This window comes from Afipia sp. MLSD5-FHT05B12, assembly GCF_058793355.1.
The window spans coordinates 12,232-33,128 of sequence record NZ_JBXAFS010000006.1 but is presented as its reverse complement, the minus strand read 5'-3'; the positions used below and the strand labels follow the sequence as shown (position 1 = coordinate 33,128).

Genomic DNA, 20,897 nt, shown 5'->3' with positions numbered 1-20,897 from the left:
CCACGGCGGAGGAGATGCGATCCATTATTTCGTAAGCAACAATCAACGGAAACGCCTCCAAAGTTGCGGACGTCCGCCCACAACCGAACATTTGCGCTAACCCGGCCGGCTCGTATCGGCGATACGGCGCACACCTTACGGTCTTCGGATCACAACCCATGGGTCAAGATGACGCAATAAGCGTTTTGACAGCGATCAACATAACGCACGATTCTGTCTTGGGTTGAGATTCCTACGCGTACGCGAAAGTGCTGCAAGTGAAACAAGACCCACGCATAAGTACATTCAAATCGGAAGATCATTTCGGGTTCTGACAGTCCAACCGCGTGAACATGACGGAAGAACTCGCAGGCATGGCGCTCCGGCAGCAACTCCGGCCGACCTATCGTCTCGTCGCCACCAACTCCGACCGAGACAGGGCTGGCAATGTCCAAGCCTTGCAGGGGCGGTAGCGCGAACGGCGCGATCCTTGAGCGGGCCGCGACTTCGGAGCGGCGACAGAAGCGGCGCTCAAGAAGTTTCCAGAAGGTGGCAAAGCCCATCGTAGACGGCATTTGCAGCCGATAACGTGGACTGCGCTCGACTGATTTCCTGAACACGCACGGGCGTCTTGGTTGCAGAGGCGTCACTCTCGCGGCCTGATGCCGTTAAGAAAACGAAATCGTCTTCCTGAAATCAACGAGTTCGACTACAACTGCCGCGTCCGGTTTTCGAAGGAGCATTTAATGACCGTACCCGAGAGCGAACATTCACTCACTGCCGTTTATTCTGCCTTCGGAGAACGTTTTGTTCAGTTGGCCGCCATCTCGAGCTACAGCCTGAAACGTCATAATCCATGGATTCGGACCAGGATTCACACCAACAAGAAAATCAAAAGCCCTGTGTTTGACGAGATTATTCTGGAGAAGCCCGACGATAGATTCTCTCAATCCAAGAACGCAAAGCTCACCAAGATGCGAGCCATCGCGGAGAGTAGCTCTCCCCTGACGTTGTATCTTGATTGCGATACCTACATCGCCGGAAGCCTGACCGACCTCACGCGGCTTCGCCACGCAGATATCCACGCGGCTTTCGATACCTGGCAGTTTCCGGAGATCTACCGTCTTTACAATAACGGACATCCTCGGATCGATCCTAATCCGGGAGAGCCATACTTCAACGCTGGTGTTCTTCTGGTTCGATCGACTGATCAATCCCGTAAGCTTTTAAATCGTTGGTCGCAGCGATTTCGTGACGACAGCGACATGACTCTCGACCAGCTTGTCTTCCGGGAGGAAGCCTACGCAGGCTATGCGTCAATTGCTGTGCTGCCGACTATTTACAATTGCAGGGTCGGCGATCCGATAAGCGTTAGTGGCCATATTCGTATTTCTCATGCTTCTGCGGCTCACAATCCCGCCGATTGGCGGCGTTCGTTGCCCTTCATCACGGATTTCATCAATTCGACGCATCTCAACCGCGTATACGTGCCATTTGACGGTAAAATGACATGCATGAACACCGACTTCAGCCCTCATGAATTAAGTCTCTCGGATCATGTCGCCATCTCGGAAACGCAAGAATACCTGTCGCCGGAGATATCCTTTGAATAGTTAAATGCTTAGCAGCGCCAGTCCGACATCCGCACCTTCAAGCAATGAAATCTGACTTGCGGCGAATAACTATGTCGTATCGATATAATGATGGAGAACTGTCCCAGTCAAAGCTGGTTATCGCGACAAGCGATTTAGTGTCCGTGTTGTATGCCCACATATCAAAGCGGCTTGCTATCCACTGCATGTCTGCTGGCTGAAGATGGTGTAGTTCAATAAGCGCAGCAAATTTCCTGAACTTCAGCAGCTTCTTAGTCAGGCCGCTCAGCACCTTGGCTTCGTGTCCCTCGACATCGATTTTAAGGAGAACATTCATCCCTTCGGCAGGAACCCGCTCGTTTTCTAGAATCCTGTCGAGCGTTGTGGTTGAGACCTTCGTCGTTCCCTGTCCATCTGTCACGAGACGAGTGGTGCCTGACCAGTCCTCGGTTATTAAGAGATCTGATACACCTTCCTTGTCGGACAAGGCGACGTCATGAAGGGTTATCTTGCCGATTTGCTTCAATGTTTTCCTGAGATAGGGAAGAATTTCTCTGTTGGGCTCCACCGCTATGATGCGGGCCCTCGGCGGCAAGCCGCCGTTCGCCAGCATTTCCCCATAATTTGTTCCGACGTCAATGACGTGCGTCCATCCTTCCGAACGAAGCAACAGATGCCAGATAGCAAGCGTTGGAGGATTTAAATTTCCCCTTCGCTCAATCAATTCGCGCCCGCGAGAGTCGTCGACGTTTACGTAGATGCTGATTCCTTCATCACTTTTGACAAAGTCATAAATTTTGTCGCCGGGCGAGGTTTGCAAAAATAGATTGCGAAAAAACTTCGAAATATAACCCATACTCGCCAAGCCGCTCCATGGATTATTCCGCAGAATAATCTGTGAAAATTTCTGATCTGAGGTTATCTGCCAACAAAGACCTTCTTCACTTTCCCATATTCACCGCTTCGCTAATTTAGCTAAGTCGTTTAAGATATCGAGTCCGGACGCACGGTAATTGAAACCCGTGCGCATTGCCCTACTGCCCTTCGCCGCAAGGGCACGTCCCACTGTAGCATTCTTCTTGAAAGAGTGCGAAACGAAGGCTGCTGACTATCTGCAGCAGCCACACGACGGGCCAGATCTATCGTCGGTGCAAAATTTTTAGAAAACTCACACTAAGGTGGAGGAACGTTTTCATTGCAAACGATAGTGCAATGCCTCTCACTCAAGACAACGATTTCGCTGCGAATAATCTTCCGAAGAGAAAGCGACTGCACTCTAAGTGCTCGAAACACGCTGGATTCGATTGTTAATCCATCCCAGCAGATTCGCCGGCGCGTCGATAATCACACCGCGCATGATCATCCAGACACCACCCGCGCTAACCGTCGCCAGCATGAGATACTGAACGAATACAGCAGCAGGCTGCGATGTCGATACCGTCGAAAGGCCAAAGCCCGCGATACGCAAAACGAGAATCCCAACGACAAGAACCCCGATCGCAAAATTGCGATTCTGCCGCGTGGTGCGCGGAGCGCCAAGAATGGCAAATGCCATCAAAATGAAAACGAAGGGATAGATCGGCGCGAAAATCCGGTCATGCAACTCGGCCCGGAATTCGCCGGGAATCCGCTTGAAGATGGGATCGTCAGGCGGCGGCGATATCAGATCCCCGATCGACCTCTCGCGCGGACCATAGGTTACGCTCTGAACGACATTCGAAAACTGCGACAGATCGAAGGCATAGCTGTTGAACGCGACGAGCGCCGGATCCCTCTTGCCGGTTTCGAACCGCTGGAGGTTGCCGTCCTGAAGAATCAGGAACGAGCCCCGTTCGTTCTTCTGAACCGTGCCGCGATCCGCGAGAATATCGATGCGCTCGGCCGGATTGCGCTGGTCGTCGATAAAAATCCCGACGAGAAGTCCCCCCGGCTGCCGCCCCTGAATCCGGATCGTCAGCGGGCCAAGTTTCTGAAATTCACCGGGGCGCAGGATGTTGGTGAGGACATCTGCGCCGATCTCCGTCTGCCACCGCCGCAGGGCGCGCAAACATTCCGGCGCGAAATAAATCGAGAGAAAGGCGACGAGCAGACTGACCACGCATGTCGCGAACAGAAACGGGCGGAGAAGCCTGCCCGGCGAGAGGCCGGCCGCGTTCATCACGATGATTTCGGAATCGGTCGCGAGCCTGTTGAGCGTATGCATCACAGCGATCAGCAGCGCGATCGGCGCGATGATCATCGCCAGCAGCGGAATCGCCAGCCCCGTGACCCCGAGAAAGACCAGGATCGACTGGCCCTGCCCCGTCATCAAATCGATGCCGCGCAACGCCTGTGTGATCCAGATGACCCCCGTTAGCGAGACGAGAATCAACAGGAACGCCAGCAACGTCGTTCGCACGATATAGCCGTCGATTGCGCTCATCCAGCTTCCGGGTACAGTCCGATTCGAAAGCGGCCGCGGCCGCTCGATAAGGTTATCGTCTTGAGCTATATCGCATATTTTCCGCTGTCCGCAGCTAAAAACAGCGCCGTCGAGGGGTAATGTACGCCGCAATAAAGCGAGAATTGGTCCGGGAGCTGGCCGACGTCTGGCTCTCCCTGACCGTATGGGGCGGCCCAAACCGGCCCGCCGCTCACGCGGCAAGACAAAAAGGCACGGGAAATTTCGTGATCATTGCTGCGGCCTTGTTGCCGTGGACGACGGCAGGAACATCCATATTCGCGTTCGCTTTTCTGGTGGCGTTTCTGACCACCGTGCGGCTGATGAGGTTTCTCCGGTCCCTGCTCTTCCCGGCAAGCGCCGCGATCTTGCCGCTGTGCGTGATCGCCCTGACCGGCACGTTGTGGGCGACCGGCATTCCATGGGCGGAAAGATTCCACGGCCTGGCGCCGATGGGAAAACTGCTTTTCATTCCATTCCTGATCTATCACTTTCAGGGCTCCGCGCGCGGCCGCTATGTCTTTTTCGCGTTTGCTGCGTCCTGCGCCATACTGATGCTGTACTCTTGGGTGGCGCTGTTCCTGCCCGGCCTGTCGATCAGTTTCAAATCCGATCAGCCCGGCGTCCCGGTCAAGAACTATATCGATCAGAGCCAGGGCTTTGCCTTTTGCGCCTTCGCGCTGGCGGTCATTGCCGTTGAAGCTTTTCGAAGGCAGCAGCGGACGCTTGCCATCGCATCGGCCGCGATCGCAGCAGCGTTTCTGGCAAATCTCGCTTTTGTCAACGTCTCACGGACAGCGCTTGTGTATTCCCCGATCATCGCAGCGCTGTTTGCGTACCGCTATCTCGGGCGGAAGCAGTTCTGGATCGCCATGCTGATTATGGTTGTCAGCGGGGCCGGTCTCTGGGCCGTATCGCCAAACCTTCAGCACAAGGCTTCCGCCGCGTTGACGGAGTACCGCCAGCGGACGACGCAGGAAGGCCCCGCCTCCTCAGTGGCACTGCGGCTCGAGTTCTGGAAAAAGTCGATCAGATTCGTTGAAGCTGCTCCGATTATCGGTCACGGCACAGGCTCAACCAAAACCCTGTTTGAGCGCGATGCTGCCGGCCAGACCGGCCTTTCTGCGACCGTGATCGGCAATCCGCATAACCAGACCTTGCTGGCCGCCATTCAATGGGGTGTCGCCGGAACTTTGGCGCTATGGGTGATGTGGATCACTCACCTGTTGGCGTTTCGCAACGGCGGTATCCTCGCATGGATCGGACTGGTAGCGGTCGTCCAGAATATCCTGAGTTCGCTCTTTAACTCCCACCTCACCGATTTCTATCAGGGCTGGCTTTATGTGTTCGCCGTGGGTATCGCTGCCGGGATGATCCGGCCGTCGAGACCGGGTTCAAGCACCGTAGAAAAATTCGGCCCTCAGGCGGAGAGATGAGGTTACAAAGGCGTCACTGCTGCGTTCGCGCACAAGCCGCGCTTCCCAACGAACCAAGCTCGTTACGGATAGAGAACAAGTTACGCGATCGAACGCAACGCTGGGGCGGCGCATTGATCAACCTTCGTGACTTTAACCTGGCTTGATGGTCACACTGCTCCCAATGCGACCTGATTACTAAGTCCGTGTCAGCGTGATGTTGGCGCCCTTGAATTCCCCACTCGCCGAGCGGATAACGACCGACTGGGAATTCCCGCGCGTTGTCAGCACGAGATCCGCGGAGAATGTACCGGCGCTGACCACGACATGGAACCGTCCACCGGATGTCGTGCCCTGGACGTCGCCGCTGACATTGCGGGTCGATTCACTCCAGGTCCCGGCCAGCCTGCCACTCTCGGCCACGACATTGCTGGTGAGTTCGATCTTGTAGCTGTCGCTTGCACAACGCAGCGTCTGCTGGAGAGCATTGCCGTCGTTTCTGACCGCGTAGGTCGCGCGGCACCGGATGGCCTCCTTTGCCCCGCCTTCGAGGGAGATAGAGCCCTTCCCTGACCACACGCCGGACATACCGGCGAACGGCTGCGATGACTGAGCCATCGATTCCATGGAGGCAAATGACAATCCCAAAACGGCGGCGACAGCCAGCCGCCGGCTGATGGATTCAAACAAAAACATTGCACCTCACATGCTGACTGACCCGTGCCGGAACCGAACGGGAATGGAAATCCGGATCGCCTGCCTAACTTCGCAGGAGCAACAACGGTTCCCTATCATCGGACCGGAATAAGGATGAATTTTGGACAATCGAGGTTTCCGGGCCGGATCAATCTCTTGTGAAACTGCTCGCGATACGGGCAAAGTTGAAGTTGGCGAGATCACGATGAGACCACCGGATTCACGCGCCGTCAGGAAGGAAACCCGTTGACCACCCCGCTTGCCGCAAAAATCGCCCGTGAATACGGAACGCCAGCACTCGTCATCGATATGGATCGCGTGGAGCGCAACATCGCGCGCGTTCAAAAAATCTGCGACGACGCGGGTGTCGCCAACAGGCCTCATATCAAAACCCATAAAAGTCCCTTCCTCGCCCAGCTCCAGATCAAAGCCGGCGCGAAAGGCATCACCTGCCAGAAGCTGGGAGAAGCGGAAGTGATGGCCGAGGGCGGGATCGGCGACATCCTCATCAGCTACAACCTGATCGGCGATGAGAAGATGGCGCGCCTTGGTGCCCTGTTGGCAAAGACGGACGTCACGGTCGCTGCGGACAATCCGGTCGTCATCGGCGGATTACCGGCCGCCGCGGCGGCCGCCGGGCGCGCCCTGCCGGTCGTGATCGAATGCGATACCGGCCGCAAGCGCGCCGGCGTCGAGACACCGGCCGAAGCCGTCGCTCTCGCCGGCCAGATCCGGAACACCCCCGGCCTCTCGTTCGCAGGGCTGCTGATGTACCCGACCGAGACAGGCTGGAGCGAGGCCCAGCGCTTCCACGACGAAGCCCTGGGCGGCCTGCGCCAATTGGGCCTCGATCCCGCCATTGTATCGACCGGCGGATCGCCCAACCTGAAGAACGTCGGAAAGCTGAAAGGCGCCACCGAACATCGTCCCGGCACCTACATCTACAACGACCGCATGCAGGTCGCCGCCGGCGTTGCCACGTGGGACGACTGCGCCTTGCACGTCTACTCCACTGTGGTCAGCCGCGCCGCGCCGGAGCGCGGCATTCTCGATGCAGGCTCGAAAACCCTGACGGCCGACACAGGCGGCCTCGACGGCTATGGCCTGATCCTCGAGCACCCCGAAGCCAGGATCGCCCGCTTCGCAGAGGAGCATGGCTTTCTTGACCTGACAAAAAGCAATACGCGCCCGGCGGTGGGCGACGTCGTTCGTATTGTGCCGAACCATGTCTGCGTGGTGGTCAACATGGCCGATGAAGTCGTGATGGTTCGCGGCGACGAGATCGTGGGCATCCTCCCGGTAGCGGCGCGGGGCAAGCTGCGGTAGCGGTGCCTTTCTAAATTCACCCCGCACGTCCTCGGCACCCTCTGGAGCGCCGATCCGATCTGCCCTTTTTCCGAGCAGAAGGATCGCGTCATCGGCCCCGGTAATTCCTCCGGATCCAGTCCTGATAAGCACCCGACATGATCTTGGCTAACCAATCGCGATTGGAAAGATACCAGCGCACGGTCTTGTGCAGACCGGACTCAAAAGTCTCGTGCGGCAACCACCCCAGCTCGCTCGCGATCTTGGAGGTGTCGATCGCATAACGGCGGTCGTGCCCCGGCCGATCACGAACCGAATCCATTTGCTCGCGATAGGATTTTCCGTCCGCGCGCGGGGTCTCGGCGTCGAGCACCGCGCAAACGGCGAGAACGACATCGCGGTTGGCTTTCTCGCTCCCGCCTGCGACGTTATAGACTTCGCCCACATATGGAGTTTTCGCGTAAATTGCTTGCAAGCCAAGGCGTCTGTGTCGTCGGCAATTAACAGACAACGCTACTCATGTATATCTGGCGCGAGCGCACCTACGGGTGAAAGCAGTTCATCTGGTCCGGCGCCGTCGATGCGGCGATAGCCTTCCCGTATCCCGCCTGATGGCCGATCAGCGGCCGCCATGTCCGCGCGAGAACATGTTCTTGAGTTGAACGAGAAACGTAAACACCCAGGCGAGCGTGTAGAGACCGGCCAGCCCCAGCGCCGTCCTTCGGTCCATCAGCGACAGGCCGGCCCAGTACCATACGCGGTAGATCCAAAGCCCTGCCGTCGCAACGCCCAGGAAGCAGACAAGCAGCTTCAGGCCCTGGCTATTGGCCACGCCAACAGCCGCGAACAGAATTGTCGCCGGAATCAGGAACATCTGGCAGGCGGATATCAAGGTCTCGTTCATGGAAGCTCCCGGCGAATCGAGCGGAGATTAGCTCATTCGCTCGTCAGGCTGCGAGTCCGCGAACTTACCGCTACATCTGCTCCGAATCAGCGATGGCAATCCCCAAACACCGGTCAGAATGAATCGATATACGATGAATCTCCGGCCTCGGACACGAACCGCCTGCGCCATTCCTCGACCACCTCATCACGCTGAATTGCGAGATTGATCCTGGCAAGATCGACAAGTGCAGTTTCGGCATATCCAAACAGATCTGCAATTCGACGGACGCCTCCCTGAGGATCTTCCATCAACTCCTCATAGATCAAGGTCGTTGGTGAAATCCCCGTTCTGGCAAAAAAGGCTGTCCATCGCGCCTGCTCCCGGGCGACATCCAGCAGACGAGCATGTATCAAATGCAAATCATAAGCCGCGGTAGCCTGTAGCGGCTGCGTCGAGCGGTACTGACCTGTTTGCTGGGCGCGTGCCCACGAGATCGCCTGACCGAGCACGTCACGTCTTTCGAGATAAATGAAATGCAGATTTGGCAATCGCTCGGTCCATGACACATGCGGACGAATGAGATCGTGCTGGCTGGGAAAAAGCTTGAGGGCATATACGCCATTCGGCGTCGCACCTGAGGTACGAATTCTGAGTATCTGCTCAACCGGGTCGTCAGGAAATGTCGGATCATCCAGGACCCGCCTCGCTGGACCATTGAAGTATTCCAGCGGTCGCCCCAGGCACCCCGTGCTTTCGAGCAACTGACCAAGAAAATTGCTCCCCGACCGTGGGATCGTACAGATCGCGTATCCGGTGTTCGCCAGCTCATTCTGGGGGTCGGTGGCTTTCATATCGAACCGCCTTCGCTGAATCAAAGAACGGAGCCGCTGCAATAGATCCATACTTCTCGCCCTTACAACGAGCCGAAAGACAGAGACAATCCGCGGCATTTCAGCTTACCGCGCTTCCGCGGGAAGCTATACGCCTCGTGCGTTACTTGATCCCCGGACGCGATAGTTTACAGAAGGCGTATGGTCGAAAACGACAGTCCCGCCAACCGCTCCGCAGCCTTTGTTGCACATCCGGGTCATGAATTGCGGCTTCATGGGTGGATGTCGCGTGCGAAGCCGGTTTGCACGATCCTGACGACCGGGTCCAGATCCGGCACCGATCGTGACCGGCTGCAAGCATCGACCAGGATCGTTGAAAATGCCGGAGGACAGTGCTCTGCGTTATTTGGAGCTGTCCTTGATCGCGATCTTTACAGGATGATTCTTGTGGGAGAGGTGTCACCCTTCCTGCAGTGGACGGAGACGCTTGCCGGCATACTGGTTACCAATCGCATTGACCGGCTGGTTGTCGATGGATGGCAGCTCTATTCCGTGAGTCACGATCTGACCCATATTGTAGGTCGCCTTGCCGCTGAACGGGCGTCCCGTGCGCTGGGATACGACATTGAAATCCTGCAATTCGAAGTCGTTCCGGCGCCGCTGGCTGAATACACGGACATCGGCAAACCTGCATTTCAAGTCACCCTGTCGGATGAAGAGCTGGCGGCAAAGTTCGCCGCGATCGACAGCTACCCCGGCATTGAGTTCGAATTGATCGAGATCAGGCAGATCGAGGAAGAAGCTCACGCACGAACAGAACGCTTTTTTAAGCCCCCTTCAATCGAAAAGGTTATCCAACCTCCCCTGACAAAACCAAGATACGAAGCCTACGGAGAAGCCCGGTTAGCGGAGGGAATCTACCAGGATGTCATTCGCTGGCACCATGTTGAGAAAATAATCCACCAATTGCTCGCCAAATCCGCAACTTCATAAGGGGTGCGACCTCTGCGCATTCTTATCACAAACATTCGTCTTGCGATGCGTACCGGCTCAGAGATCGTCGTGCGTGATCTAGCCTTGCGTTTTGTGGAGCGCGGGCATCAGGTGGTGGTCTACTCGCCGACAATTGGCGAATTTTCCGAAGAACTGACAAGTCGGGGAATTCCGGTGACCAATAACCTGCTGGCGATCGAGCATCCGCCCGATGTCATACACGGTCACCATATGCCGGTCACGGCGGAGGCGATACTGGCCTTTCCCCAGGTGCCAGCGATCTGGGTTTGCCATGATTCAACATCCTGGTTCGACCAGCCACCACGCTTTTCGCAGGTTCGCCGCGTGTTTGCCGTCGATGAAACCTGCCGCGCACGTTTGAGCAATTCTGATCGCATTCCTCCAGAAAAAGTGGGGATTTTACCGAACGCGGTCGATCTGCGCCGATGCGTTGAACGGCCATCGGCTCTTCGCGACAAGCCGGCGCATGCAGTCTCTCTCGTCAAACATAGCGGTCTGGAAGCCGCCATTCAGCAGGCTTGCGATCATTTTGGAATAGAGCTTCAGGCATATGGTCATGGCGTAGGCCGGCCAGTCGATGATATCGAACGGCTGTGCGCAAACTCAGATATCGTATTCGGAACGGCACGGACTGCGCTGGAGGCAATGGCCGCGGGCGCCGCCGTTGTTCTCGTCGATGGACGCGGATTCGGCGGTCTCGTCACGTCGGAAAACTACGAGCGAGGCCGGCGCCTTAATTTCGGCTTAGGGATGCTCACGCAGGAAACTACGCCGAGCGGATTAATCGAGGCAATTGCTTCATACAATGCGCAGGATGCGGCCATCGTCAGCGAGCGCGTTAAAAAGGAAGCGGACCTCGAACTCACGATCTCTCGCCTCGAGGACATCTATCGGTCGATCATCGATGAGGCTGCGAACGCGCCGATGTCCGATCCGGAAGCATTTCGCCGAGAGCAAATGGAATTCTACCGCTCCTGGCTCGTGCATATCGAGCTTTGGGATAGTACGGAGCTACTGGCCCAGCAAGCGACTCTGAATGAAAACCTGGCCTCGCAGACAGCGCGTGTGGCCGCATTGCAAGATCAAATCGGCCGAATGGAGCGCTCGCGCTCGGTTCGGCTGGCAAAATTCATCCGCCGGTACCTGGGACTTTCACGATAGAGCCAGAATGGTCGGAGCGAGAGGATTCGAACCTCCGACCCCTAGTCCCCCAGACTAGTGCGCTAACCGGGCTGCGCTACGCTCCGAACCGTGCCACGAGGCACCGATCCTGTAGCCCCGTTCGCGCCGTGGCGCAAGAAGGGCTGCCCAAGCCGAAATGCCCTGATTCCAAGCTTTAGGTCGACTAACCTGGCAAACCCGCGGGACCGGCGCCCTGCGGCCAAAACTGCAACAGGTTAGCCTTCTTTCAGGACCTGATCGATCAGCGCTCTCGCGCCAATCAGATCGTCGAGCGCGGCCTGAAGCTTGCCGCGATCCATCGGCCTCGCATTTTTCCGGATATTCGGCGGAGCATAGGCCTCGGCGCCGGATGGCCCGTTCATGGGGACCGGCTGCACCGGCTTCGCCACGACTGCTTTCGGCGGCGCGGTGTCCGTTAACGGAGGCCCGAGGTCGCGTAGCGACAGCGTGGACCGGGAGTCCTCCTGGCCCGCATCGGGCTCATCGGCCGTAAACTCGTCCTCGCTGTCGATCTCGGCCTCGTGTGCCAGACCCGCGGCGTGCTCGTCCTTCTCGAAGGACGGTCCATCGAACAAGGCCGTGGCATGATCGGCCGACACGTCCGTCAGGCTCTGGACCGATTTAATCCCATGCTCGCGCAGAATGCGCTGCACCCCGCGAATGGTATAGCCTTCGCCGTAAAGCAACCGGCGGATGCCACGCAACAGGCTGACGTCATCGGGGCGGTAATAGCGGCGTCCCCCACTCCGCTTCATCGGCTTGATCTGGCTGAAGCGCGTTTCCCAGAACCTCAGGACGTGTTGCGGCACATCGAGGTCATCAGCAACCTCGCTGATTGTCCGAAACGCATCCGGCGCTTTGTCCAAAGTGCTGGCTCCCCGTTGAAAGCCGCCGTCCCAGGTCCGTCTCCGTCCCAGGTCCGTTAGTCGTCGGCGCTAACGGCGCTGCCGCCACCACTGCCGTTGCCGTTGATACGCTGCTTGAGAATCGCCGACGGCTTGAACACCATAACCCGTCGCGGAGAAATCGGCACTTCCGTTCCGGTCTTCGGATTACGGCCGATACGCTGGCCCTTCTTGCGCACCATGAAGGAACCGAACGACGACAGCTTCACCGTCTCGCCCTTCTCGAGGCAGTCGGTGATCTCTTTCAACACCAGTTCAACGAACGCAGACGACTCCGTGCGCGACAGCCCTACCTTTTGGTAGACGGCTTCGCACAGATCGACTCGTGTGACTGTCTTCCCGGTTCCGGTCATCGCCTGCCCCGCTCACGGCGAAAATTTTGTGTTCTGAAATTATGAGCTTAGCGACCGAGGGTCAACCTTGCTCATCGATGCAACAGCATGAAATTGTTTTCAATTATCGGCAGACTTTAGCAAAAGACTCACCAGCGCAAGAGCGCTGATCCCCAGGTGAAGCCGCCGCCCATCGCTTCCAGCATCAAAAGATCGTTCTTCTTGATGCGCCCGTCGCCGGCCGCGTCCGCGAGCGCCAGGGGAATCGATGCCGCTGAGGTGTTTCCGTGACGATCGACGGTGAGAACCACTTTCTGCGGCGCAATATGCAGCTTCTTCGCTGACGCATCGATGATGCGCTTGTTAGCCTGATGGGGAACCAGCCAGTCGATGTCGTCCGCCGTTGTGCCCGTCGCCTCGAACGCATCGACGATGACGTCGGTAATCATGCCAACCGCGTGCTTGAACACCTCACGGCCTTCCATCCGAAGATGGCCAACAGTCTGGGTGCTCGACGGTCCGCCATCGACGAACAGCTTGTCCTTGTGACGGCCGTCGGAACGCAGATGCGTGGTCAGAATGCCGCGATCCGCGGAAGTTCCCGCCTGCGGCTGAGCCTCAAGCACCACCGCGCCCGCGCCGTCGCCGAAGAGCACGCAGGTTCCACGGTCGTTCCAGTCCAGGATGCGTGAGAAAGTTTCAGCTCCGATCACCAGCGCCCGCTTGAACGCACCGTTCCTCAGAAAATTGTCGGCGGTCGCCAGCGCGAAAATGAAACCCGTGCAGACCGCCTGGAGATCGAACGCGGCGCCGTGGTTGATGCCCAGACCGTTCTGGATCGCAACCGCCGTCGCCGGGAAGGTGTTGTCCGGTGTCGAGGTCGCCAGCACGATCAGGTCGATCGACTGCGTGTCGATCCCGGCATTGGCGATCGCCGCCTGCGCGGCCTTGAGACCGAGATGCGAGGTGAACTCACCTTCCGCCGCGATATGGCGCTGCTTGATGCCGGTGCGCTGGACGATCCACTCGTCCGACGTGTCGACCATCTTCGCCAGTTCGGCATTGGTCAGAATGCGCTCCGGCAAATAGGCGCCGTAGCCGAGCACAACCGAACGCATCACAGTCACGAGACAGCCTCCTGCGCATTCGGCACGATCGAAAGAGCGTGGCCGTCGCGGTTGAGTGTTTGATTGATCTTGGGCAGGAGATCGTAGCGAACCATGTCATAGCCAACATCGACAGCCGAGGCAAAGCCCTCGGCATCGGTGCCGCCGTGGCTCTTGATGACCACCCCGTTCAGTCCAAGGAAGACGCCGCCATTGACCTTGCGGGGGTCCATTTTGTCACGCAAGGCGTTGAACGCACCGCGCGCGAAGATGTAGCCGAGCTTGGAGCGCCAGGTCCGGCTCATGGCGCTGCGGAGATATTCCGCGATCTGCCGCGCCGTTCCCTCGGCCGTCTTGAGCGCGATGTTGCCGCTGAAGCCCTCGGTGACGATGACGTCGGCTGCACCCTTGCCGATGCCGTCCCCCTCGACGAAGCCGATGAAATCGAGCTGGGGCAGGTTCATCGCCCGGAGCAATTCGGCGGCTCCACGGACGGCCTCGACGCCCTTCACTTCCTCGACGCCGATATTGAGCAGCCCCACCGTCGGCCGTTCGAGATCGAACAGGACCCGCGCCATGGCGCTACCCATGATCGCCAGCGACGCGAGATGGCGGGCGTCGCCGCCGATCGAGGCGCCGACGTCGAGCACGACCGACTCGCCGCGCACGGTCGGCCACACCGCCGCGATGGCCGGGCGGTCGATGCCGGGCATCATGTGCAGGTTCAGCCGCGACATCGCCATCAGCGCGCCGGTGTTGCCGGCGGAGACGGCGACATCCGCCTCGCCCTTTTTGACGGCGTCGATTGCCAGCCACATCGAGGACGACTTGCGGCCCCGGCGCAGCGCCTGGCTCGGTTTCTCATCCATGCTGATTGCGATGTCGGCATGAAAGACCCGCGAGACGGCCTTCAGTGCAGGATGCGAATCAAGCTCCGCGTTAATCAACGCGCTGTTGCCGAACAGCAGAAATTCGACGTCGGTGTGCCGCATCAAGGCGAGTGCCGCCCCCGGGACCACCACCGATGCACCGAAATCGCCGCCCATGGCGTCAAGCGCGATTCGAACCTTTTGCGGCATAAGCGTCCCGGAAACCTGATTGTTGCGGCCTCGAAGCAACTGGCCGCGAGTTGAAAGCCATCGTTGCGACAGCGGTAGGCGGAGATCTTCGCCAAAAACAGCGCAGCCCCAGCCGGGCAGCGACAATAGCGTTTTTGTGGTGCGATACAACGGCTTGACCACAGCCGTTGGTTCGGTCAAGCGCTCCCGGCAGCGGCGTCACTTTCCCTTGGGTTTTTTGCCCCGAGGGGCGCCCGGCTTCTCCTTGAGCGCCTTAAGGGCCGCAAAGGGGTGCTCGTCGGGGTCTTCAGGTGTTTCGGGTGGGACGAATGCCACGCCCGGCTTGCGCGGATAGGGATCAATTCCCAAGGCAAGAAATTCAGTGGCCAGTTGGCCCAGGTCGATGGCGCCATGGACGATGGGTTCGGGCGGATCGGGAATCTCGGCGTCATCCCCCTGCTCCTTCTGAACCGATCTGGCGCTGACAGGGATTTGCGAGGGTGGCGCGAAAACAACCGCGATCTCTTCGTCGATGTCATTCTCGACGGGATCGAGCGAAACCACGCACGTCTGTTCGACCCGGGCCGTGACCTTGCCGGTGACGCTCACCCGGCCTTCGGTTTCAGGCACGACATCGAATGACGCCGTGGCGCGCAGCACCGCGTTGACCCCGGTTGCCCTGGCGATCAGATCGCGCTGAGCCGCGCTGGCTTCCAGAACCTGATGCAGTCCCGCTTCAGGCAACTGGGCAACCATCACCGGAAAGCTCCAGGGAAGGTCGCTGTTCGTCATATGACCCTTGCTCATGGCATTGCTCGCAGCAGATCAGCTTCAACTTTTGGAAATGTCCACGCGCCCGCGCGAACTGTCGTGTCATCCAGGGCCGCCAGACGGGCGCTGACATCGCGGACATAGCCCGCGAGCGCCTTCGCGCCCTCCACAGCCTCCTCCCCGTTGAAGACATTCCTGGACAGCGCCTGCGCCAATTCCCCCTCGCCAGCCTCGAAGGCCATGTCGTAAGCCGCCGAGCGTCCGTAGAATGCTTCGCCGAATGCCTGCATGCGCTTTGGGACGGTCAGATCTCCGACCCCCATTTCGCGCAGATTGTCATCCATGTCCGCGCAGAAATGGTCGAAAAGCGCCTGGGACAGGGCACTTCCATCCTCGACCGGCTGCAACCGGCGCAGCACCAGCCACAGGTGCAGGATCAGCATGTCGAATCGGCCATTAACCGTGTCGCGCACGCCGAGATCCGAGTAAAACGCCGGTTCTCGCGCTTGCGCCACGATCATGCCATAGATGGCTTCAATGGTGCCGCGCGGGACGGTGGGGTTCCTGAAGCGATTGAACGGCCAAAGCATTTTCGGTTCCACGTCGAAGCCGGTGGCGATTCCTGATCGTCCTGACGGCCCTTGGTGTGTTGAAATCGGAAGCCCTGCCCGGTACGTCAACGCTTCGGCTGATGCAAGAGGCAAGAAGGAAGGCCACGCCAGTGATCCGGCCCGGACATTCGTATGACCTCTCAGCAGGTACCTTTACGAATGTCAGAAGATCACTGGAATCATATTTTTCTGGTGTCCTTTCGTATCCGACGTTTGCTCGGGGGGCGCTGTAGGGTGAAGCAAACGTCGGATACGGGACACCAGATATGACTGTTTCCAGACAGCCCGGTTTCCAGATCGCCGGAGCGCGGCGCTTTGCTAGCCGCCTGCGCATGGCCGCCGTCACGGCGCTGGTCTGCGCGGCACTCACCGCCTGTACCGGCGAGCAGTTCCAGAAGGGCTACATCCTCCCTCCCGGTGCGCTTGAACAGATTCCGATCGGCGCCAGCCAGGACCAGGTCCTGATCGTGATGGGAACGCCGTCCACCGTCGCGACCCTGAGCGGCGAAGTGTTCTATTACATCTCCCAGCGCTCGGAGCGCAAAGTCGCGTTCATGCAGCAGCAGGTCATCGACCAGCGGGTGATCGCGATCTATTTCGACAAGAACCGGACGGTCCAGCGCGTTGCCAATTACGGACTCCAGGACGGCAAAATCTTCGACTTCATCAGCCGCACCACGCCGACCAGCGGACAGGAAATGAGTTACCTGACCCCGCTCTTCAAGCTGCTGAGCCCGCGCTGATTGCATCGCCCGTACCGGCGGTTCGGCCGCCGGTATTTTGCTGAGCGAAATATCGGCGCAACGGCCGCGCTTGCCGCCCCCAAACCAGACCGCTACGCTTCCTTCCAACGAGATCTCGCAAACGAGATGAAACTGGGAGGTTACCGATGACGCGTTCACTGTCGCGCCGCGCCGTGCTGTCAGGCACCGCGGCCCTCGCCACAAGTCCCCTTTGGCCCCGTCCGGCAAAATCCGCCGGCTGGCGTCCGACAGAAACGGTGCGGATCATCGTTCCGGCGGCGCCCGGCGGCAGTACCGACGTGATCGGCCGTTATCTCGCGCAACACTTGCAGCAGGAATGGGGCATATCGGCCGTCGTCGAAAACAAGTCCGGCGGCGGCGGTACCATCGGCACCGCGTACTACGTGCAGCAAAAGCCCGACGGCAACACGATCCTCGTGGGCAACCCGGGGCCGAACGCCGTGGCGTTCAGCATCTTCCGGTCCCTGCCCTACAAGGCCGATCAGTTGCAGCCGGTCAGCAACGCGATCCGGATTCCGAATATCCTGTCGGCGCATCCCTCAAGCGGCATCAAGTCGATCAAGGAACTGATCACCTACCTCAAGGCCAATCCGGACAAACTGAACTACGGGACATCGGGCGTCGGACAAAGCCCGCACCTCACGGCCGTCTGGTTCATGCAATTGACCGGCGTGAAGATGACACACATTCCGTTCCGCGGCGCCGGACCTGCTCTCACCGGGGCTCTGGGTGGAGACGTGTCGATCCTGTTCGACAACCTCTACCCGTCACTGCCGCAGGCGGAGGACGGCAAGCTCGTCGCGCTGGCCGTGACGACTCCGGAGCGCAGTTTCAAGGCGCCCAATGTCCCGACCCTGCGCGAGAGTGCGCCGGAACTTGCCAACTTCGACATCTCGTCCTGGTTCGGCATGTTCATGCAAGCCGGAACGCCGCGTCCGATCGTCGATGCGTACAACGCCGAGATCAAAAAGATGCTGGAACGCGACGACATCAAGAAGAACGTCGCCGCGATGGGCGCCGTGACCGATTACGGAACGCCCGAGCAATACACCGCCTTCATTGATGCCGAGATCAAGAAATTCGCCGGCATCATCAACAAGGAAGGTCTCAAGATGGACGTCAACTGACGGACACCTTGTCGTTTACAAGCAAAACGGCCGCCCCAAGGGCGGCCGTTCCCGTTTCGACAGGATCAGACTGACATCAGTCCCTGCGCGATAAACCTGTACCCTGCCTCCCAGCGCTGATGCTGTTCGGTATTTTCAGGATAGGGATTGTCGTGCGGCTCGTTGTTGAATCGCGCGAGCTTCCCCTGCTCGAACGGATCTCCGTCATCGGCTGCCATGGTTCCGCCTCCCTTGTTCAACGGGAGATAACGCGTGATCGTGACCGGGTTTCCCCGCGGTTCGAAAATTTTCAGCGGGGGTAACGATTCAACCCGCCATCAAATCGCAACAATCACCTGTGGCGACCGTGCAAAGAAAAACCCCGCGACGAGTGTCCTGAATCCGAAGTTCGCCATACCCTGCAGCATTTCCGTAGCGAACTTCGGATTCAAAAGGACACTCAAGTTATAATTCTCGTGTGGTTTCGGTTCGCAAGTCCGCAAATGAATGTGCTGCGGAAACAATGCGGACTTGCGAACCACCACACGAGCCGCGGGGTTCTTCGATTCTGGAATGCGACGATCAGTGCGCCAGGATCGCGAGCAGCAGCAGCGCCACGATGTTGGTGATCTTGATCATCGGGTTCACGGCGGGACCCGCCGTGTCCTTGTAGGGATCGCCGACGGTGTCGCCGGTCACGGCTGCCTTGTGAGCATCCGAACCCTTGCCGCCGTGATGGCCATCCTCGATGTACTTCTTCGCGTTGTCCCATGCGCCGCCGCCCGAGGTCATCGAGATCGCGACGAACAGGCCGGTCACGATCACGCCGAGCAGCATCGCACCGACCGCCGAGAACGCAGCGGACTTGCCAGCCGCTCCGCCACCCGCGATCGCATAGATCACGAAGTAGACGAAGATCGGCGACAGCACCGGCAGCAGCGACGGAATGATCATTTCCTTGATCGCCGCCCTGGTCAGAAGGTCGACGGCCTTGCCGTAATCCGGCTTGTCGGTGCCCTTCATGATGCCCGGCTTCTCGCGGAACTGGCGACGCACTTCTTCGACGATCGCGCCGGCAGCACGGCCCACGGCCGTCATGCCCATCGCGCCGAACAGGTACGGCAGCAGGCCGCCGAACAGCAGGCCGACCACGACATACGGATTGTTCAGCGAGAAGTCCGGGTTGACGCCGACGAAGTACGGACTCTTCGAGGCAATGAAGAACTTGAGATCTTCATTGTACGCCGCGAACAGCACCAGCGCGCCGAGACCAGCCGAACCGATGGCATAGCCCTTGGTGACGGCCTTGGTGGTGTTGCCGACCGCGTCGAGCGCGTCGGTGGACTTGCGCACTTCCTTCGGAAGACCGGCCATTTCGGCAATGCCGCCGGCATTGTCGGTGACGGGGCCGAAAGCGTCGAGCGCGACGATCATGCCGGCCAGCGCCAGCATGGTCGTGGTCGCGATCGCGATGCCGAACAGGCCTGCGAGGCTGTGGGTGACCAGGATGCCCGCGATGATGACGATGGCCGGAAGCGCCGTCGACTCCATCGAGATGGCAAGGCCCTGGATCACATTGGTGCCATGGCCGGTCACCGACGACTGTGCGATCGACTTCACCGGGCGGAAATCGGTGCCGGTGTAGTATTCGGTGATCCAGATGATCAGACCCGTGACCACGAGGCCGACGACACCGCACTCGAACAGTGCGAGGCCGGTGTACTTCACGCCCGCGAGCGGGCCGAAGCCGACCAGCTGATTAATCACGAAGGCCACGCCGAACAGGGACAGAACGCCGGTGGCGATCAGACCCTTGTAGAGCGCGCCCATGATCGACTGGCTGGCGCCGAGCTTGACGAAGAAGGTGCCGACGATCGAGGTGATGATGCAGATGCCGCCGATGGCGAGCGGCAGGGTCATCATGTTCACCAGCAGCGGCGACGTGGCGAAGAAGATCGCGGCGAGAACCATGGTCGCGACCGCGGTCACGGCATAGGTCTCGAACAGGTCGGCCGCCATGCCGGCGCAATCGCCGACGTTGTCACCGACGTTGTCGGCGATGGTGGCCGGGTTGCGCGGATCGTCTTCCGGGATACCGGCTTCGACCTTGCCGACGAGATCGCCGCCGACATCCGCGCCCTTGGTGAAGATGCCGCCGCCGAGGCGCGCGAAGATCGAGATCAGCGAAGCGCCGAAGCCGAGCGCCACCAAGGCGTCGACGACGGTGCGGCTGTTGGCAGGGAGCCCTGCGCCCTTGGTAAGGTACATGAAATACAGCGTCACGCCGAGCAGTGCGAGACCCGCGACCAGAAGGCCCGTGATCGCGCCAGCCTTGAAGGCGAGCTCAAGACCGCCGGCCAGCGACTTGGTCGCCGCCTGTGCGGTGCGCACGTTGGCGCGTACAGAGACGTTCATGCCGATGAAGCCGGCAGCGCCCGAAAGCACCGCGCCGATCAGGAAGCCGACCGCGACGAGAAGGCCGAGGAAGTAAGCCAGCAGCGCGAAGATCACGATGCCGACGATACCGATCGTCATGTACTGGCGCTTCAGATATGCCTGCGCGCCTTCGCGCACCGCCGCTGCGATTTCCTGCATGCGGGCATTGCCCGCATCTGCCCCAAGAACCGACGAGGTCGCCCACGCGGCGTAGACGATGGAAAGCGCTCCCGCGAGCACGATCAACCATAATGCTGTCATTGATGTTGCCTCAGATCCCCTGCTGTTTCCCCAGAAACGCCCCACAGGCCATACAGGGTGGCCGGACGCGCAAAAAAGAAGGCATGCTTCGTCAAAAGGCGAAAAGCTGCCTCAATTCGGCGCGGACAATGCCAAAATCATATCCTTGACGCAACGCCACCAGCAGCCGTGTGACCGTTTTTCGGGTGATTCAACAAATCCACCGAAG

21 protein-coding genes and 1 tRNA gene are annotated in these 20,897 nt (G+C 59.1%); 7 read left to right on the top strand and 15 right to left on the bottom strand.

The window, feature by feature from the left end; all coding sequences use genetic code 11:
• The first annotated feature begins 725 nt into the window (after window positions 1–725).
• Window positions 726–1,592, top strand: coding sequence for a putative nucleotide-diphospho-sugar transferase (locus tag AC1Q6J_RS10400; RefSeq protein ID WP_492279252.1), 867 nt, complete (start codon window positions 726–728; stop codon window positions 1,590–1,592).
• Window positions 1,593–1,629: 37 nt separating this feature from the next.
• On the opposite strand, the gene AC1Q6J_RS10395 is transcribed toward AC1Q6J_RS10400, so the two are convergent.
• Both AC1Q6J_RS10395 and lptF read right to left on the bottom strand, forming a co-directional pair.
• Window positions 1,630–2,427, bottom strand: coding sequence for an FkbM family methyltransferase (locus AC1Q6J_RS10395; protein ID WP_492279251.1), 798 nt, complete (start codon window positions 2,425–2,427; stop codon window positions 1,630–1,632).
• A gap of 420 nt (window positions 2,428–2,847) precedes the next feature.
• On the bottom strand, window positions 2,848–3,993 hold the full coding sequence (gene lptF, locus AC1Q6J_RS10390; protein ID WP_492279250.1) for an LPS export ABC transporter permease LptF: 1,146 nt from the start codon (window positions 3,991–3,993) through the stop codon (window positions 2,848–2,850).
• A gap of 245 nt (window positions 3,994–4,238) precedes the next feature.
• Between lptF and AC1Q6J_RS10385 the strand changes: the two genes are divergently transcribed.
• Window positions 4,239–5,447 carry an O-antigen ligase family protein gene (locus AC1Q6J_RS10385; RefSeq protein ID WP_492279249.1) on the top strand — a complete coding sequence of 403 codons (1,209 nt, stop codon included), beginning with the start codon at window positions 4,239–4,241 and terminating at the stop codon, window positions 5,445–5,447.
• Window positions 5,448–5,624: 177 nt separating this feature from the next.
• Here AC1Q6J_RS10385 and AC1Q6J_RS10380 read toward each other — a convergent pair whose 3' ends face one another.
• Window positions 5,625–6,122, bottom strand: a complete 498-nt coding sequence (locus tag AC1Q6J_RS10380) for a hypothetical protein (RefSeq protein WP_492279248.1) — start codon at window positions 6,120–6,122, stop codon at window positions 5,625–5,627.
• Between the two features lie 246 nt (window positions 6,123–6,368).
• Here AC1Q6J_RS10380 and AC1Q6J_RS10375 point away from each other — a divergent pair, with 246 nt between their 5' ends.
• On the top strand, window positions 6,369–7,448 hold the full coding sequence (locus AC1Q6J_RS10375; RefSeq protein WP_492279247.1) for a D-TA family PLP-dependent enzyme: 1,080 nt from the start codon (window positions 6,369–6,371) through the stop codon (window positions 7,446–7,448).
• An 88-nt stretch (window positions 7,449–7,536) separates the two neighbouring features.
• On the opposite strand, the gene AC1Q6J_RS10370 is transcribed toward AC1Q6J_RS10375, so the two are convergent.
• From AC1Q6J_RS10370 to AC1Q6J_RS10360, 3 genes are all read right to left on the bottom strand, one after another.
• The gene (locus tag AC1Q6J_RS10370; protein ID WP_492279246.1) at window positions 7,537–7,872 is read right to left on the bottom strand and encodes a GDP-mannose 4,6-dehydratase; all 336 of its coding nucleotides are present in this window, start codon (window positions 7,870–7,872) and stop codon (window positions 7,537–7,539) included.
• A gap of 174 nt (window positions 7,873–8,046) precedes the next feature.
• On the bottom strand, window positions 8,047–8,331 hold the full coding sequence (locus AC1Q6J_RS10365; protein ID WP_492279245.1) for a hypothetical protein: 285 nt from the start codon (window positions 8,329–8,331) through the stop codon (window positions 8,047–8,049).
• A 113-nt stretch (window positions 8,332–8,444) separates the two neighbouring features.
• Complete coding sequence (locus AC1Q6J_RS10360; protein ID WP_492279244.1) at window positions 8,445–9,164, bottom strand: Stf0 family sulfotransferase; 720 nt, start codon at window positions 9,162–9,164, stop codon at window positions 8,445–8,447.
• Window positions 9,165–9,344: 180 nt separating this feature from the next.
• Here AC1Q6J_RS10360 and AC1Q6J_RS10355 point away from each other — a divergent pair, with 180 nt between their 5' ends.
• Together AC1Q6J_RS10355 and AC1Q6J_RS10350 are read left to right on the top strand one after the other, a co-directional pair.
• On the top strand, window positions 9,345–10,136 hold the full coding sequence (locus tag AC1Q6J_RS10355) for a hypothetical protein (RefSeq protein WP_492279243.1): 792 nt from the start codon (window positions 9,345–9,347) through the stop codon (window positions 10,134–10,136).
• Between the two features lie 45 nt (window positions 10,137–10,181).
• Window positions 10,182–11,318: a glycosyltransferase family 4 protein gene (locus AC1Q6J_RS10350; RefSeq protein WP_492279242.1), complete on the top strand. Its 1,137-nt coding sequence runs from the start codon at window positions 10,182–10,184 to the stop codon at window positions 11,316–11,318.
• A gap of 8 nt (window positions 11,319–11,326) precedes the next feature.
• Here the strand turns inward: AC1Q6J_RS10350 and AC1Q6J_RS10345 are convergent.
• From AC1Q6J_RS10345 to AC1Q6J_RS10315, 7 genes are all read right to left on the bottom strand, one after another.
• Window positions 11,327–11,404: transfer RNA gene (locus tag AC1Q6J_RS10345), tRNA-Pro, on the bottom strand.
• 150 nt (window positions 11,405–11,554) lie between these two features.
• Complete coding sequence (locus tag AC1Q6J_RS10340; protein WP_492279241.1) at window positions 11,555–12,205, bottom strand: MerR family transcriptional regulator; 651 nt, start codon at window positions 12,203–12,205, stop codon at window positions 11,555–11,557.
• A 56-nt stretch (window positions 12,206–12,261) separates the two neighbouring features.
• Window positions 12,262–12,597: an integration host factor subunit alpha gene (locus AC1Q6J_RS10335; RefSeq protein ID WP_492279240.1), complete on the bottom strand. Its 336-nt coding sequence runs from the start codon at window positions 12,595–12,597 to the stop codon at window positions 12,262–12,264.
• Between the two features lie 128 nt (window positions 12,598–12,725).
• Window positions 12,726–13,703 carry a beta-ketoacyl-ACP synthase III gene (locus tag AC1Q6J_RS10330; RefSeq protein ID WP_492279239.1) on the bottom strand — a complete coding sequence of 326 codons (978 nt, stop codon included), beginning with the start codon at window positions 13,701–13,703 and terminating at the stop codon, window positions 12,726–12,728.
• Window positions 13,700–14,761, bottom strand: coding sequence for a phosphate acyltransferase PlsX (gene plsX / locus AC1Q6J_RS10325; protein ID WP_492279238.1), 1,062 nt, complete (start codon window positions 14,759–14,761; stop codon window positions 13,700–13,702). The genes AC1Q6J_RS10330 and plsX overlap by 4 nt, the downstream gene beginning before the upstream one ends.
• Before the next feature lie 198 nt (window positions 14,762–14,959).
• Window positions 14,960–15,547, bottom strand: a complete 588-nt coding sequence (locus AC1Q6J_RS10320) for a YceD family protein (protein WP_492279237.1) — start codon at window positions 15,545–15,547, stop codon at window positions 14,960–14,962.
• Window positions 15,544–16,101, bottom strand: coding sequence for a ubiquinol-cytochrome C chaperone family protein (locus tag AC1Q6J_RS10315; protein ID WP_492279236.1), 558 nt, complete (start codon window positions 16,099–16,101; stop codon window positions 15,544–15,546). Before AC1Q6J_RS10315 ends, AC1Q6J_RS10320 begins: the two co-directional genes overlap by 4 nt.
• Window positions 16,102–16,388: 287 nt before the next feature.
• On the opposite strand from AC1Q6J_RS10315, the gene AC1Q6J_RS10310 reads away from it, so the two are divergent.
• On the top strand, window positions 16,389–16,865 hold the full coding sequence (locus tag AC1Q6J_RS10310) for an outer membrane protein assembly factor BamE (RefSeq protein ID WP_492279235.1): 477 nt from the start codon (window positions 16,389–16,391) through the stop codon (window positions 16,863–16,865).
• Between the two features lie 146 nt (window positions 16,866–17,011).
• Complete coding sequence (locus tag AC1Q6J_RS10305) at window positions 17,012–18,013, top strand: Bug family tripartite tricarboxylate transporter substrate binding protein (protein WP_492279234.1); 1,002 nt, start codon at window positions 17,012–17,014, stop codon at window positions 18,011–18,013.
• 65 nt (window positions 18,014–18,078) lie between these two features.
• Here AC1Q6J_RS10305 and AC1Q6J_RS10300 read toward each other — a convergent pair whose 3' ends face one another.
• Together AC1Q6J_RS10300 and AC1Q6J_RS10295 are read right to left on the bottom strand one after the other, a co-directional pair.
• On the bottom strand, window positions 18,079–18,231 hold the full coding sequence (locus tag AC1Q6J_RS10300) for a hypothetical protein (protein ID WP_492279233.1): 153 nt from the start codon (window positions 18,229–18,231) through the stop codon (window positions 18,079–18,081).
• A 343-nt stretch (window positions 18,232–18,574) separates the two neighbouring features.
• The gene (locus tag AC1Q6J_RS10295) at window positions 18,575–20,689 is read right to left on the bottom strand and encodes a sodium-translocating pyrophosphatase (protein WP_492279232.1); all 2,115 of its coding nucleotides are present in this window, start codon (window positions 20,687–20,689) and stop codon (window positions 18,575–18,577) included.
• Between the last annotated feature and the right edge of the window lie 208 nt (window positions 20,690–20,897).

Coding starts and splice junctions, on each gene's coding strand:
- AC1Q6J_RS10400 (WP_492279252.1), top strand. CDS start 726: ATGACCGTACCCGAGAGCGAACATTCACTCACTGCCGTTTATTCTGCC.
- AC1Q6J_RS10395 (WP_492279251.1), bottom strand. CDS start 2,427: ATGGGTTATATTTCGAAGTTTTTTCGCAATCTATTTTTGCAAACCTCG.
- lptF (WP_492279250.1), bottom strand. CDS start 3,993: ATGAGCGCAATCGACGGCTATATCGTGCGAACGACGTTGCTGGCGTTC.
- AC1Q6J_RS10380 (WP_492279248.1), bottom strand. CDS start 6,122: ATGTTTTTGTTTGAATCCATCAGCCGGCGGCTGGCTGTCGCCGCCGTT.
- AC1Q6J_RS10365 (WP_492279245.1), bottom strand. CDS start 8,331: ATGAACGAGACCTTGATATCCGCCTGCCAGATGTTCCTGATTCCGGCG.
- AC1Q6J_RS10360 (WP_492279244.1), bottom strand. CDS start 9,164: ATGAAAGCCACCGACCCCCAGAATGAGCTGGCGAACACCGGATACGCG.
- AC1Q6J_RS10355 (WP_492279243.1), top strand. CDS start 9,345: ATGGTCGAAAACGACAGTCCCGCCAACCGCTCCGCAGCCTTTGTTGCA.
- AC1Q6J_RS10350 (WP_492279242.1), top strand. CDS start 10,182: ATGCGTACCGGCTCAGAGATCGTCGTGCGTGATCTAGCCTTGCGTTTT.
- AC1Q6J_RS10335 (WP_492279240.1), bottom strand. CDS start 12,597: ATGACCGGAACCGGGAAGACAGTCACACGAGTCGATCTGTGCGAAGCC.
- plsX (WP_492279238.1), bottom strand. CDS start 14,761: ATGCCGCAAAAGGTTCGAATCGCGCTTGACGCCATGGGCGGCGATTTC.
- AC1Q6J_RS10320 (WP_492279237.1), bottom strand. CDS start 15,547: ATGAGCAAGGGTCATATGACGAACAGCGACCTTCCCTGGAGCTTTCCG.
- AC1Q6J_RS10315 (WP_492279236.1), bottom strand. CDS start 16,101: ATGCTTTGGCCGTTCAATCGCTTCAGGAACCCCACCGTCCCGCGCGGC.
- AC1Q6J_RS10310 (WP_492279235.1), top strand. CDS start 16,389: ATGACTGTTTCCAGACAGCCCGGTTTCCAGATCGCCGGAGCGCGGCGC.
- AC1Q6J_RS10305 (WP_492279234.1), top strand. CDS start 17,012: ATGACGCGTTCACTGTCGCGCCGCGCCGTGCTGTCAGGCACCGCGGCC.
- AC1Q6J_RS10300 (WP_492279233.1), bottom strand. CDS start 18,231: ATGGCAGCCGATGACGGAGATCCGTTCGAGCAGGGGAAGCTCGCGCGA.
- AC1Q6J_RS10295 (WP_492279232.1), bottom strand. CDS start 20,689: ATGACAGCATTATGGTTGATCGTGCTCGCGGGAGCGCTTTCCATCGTC.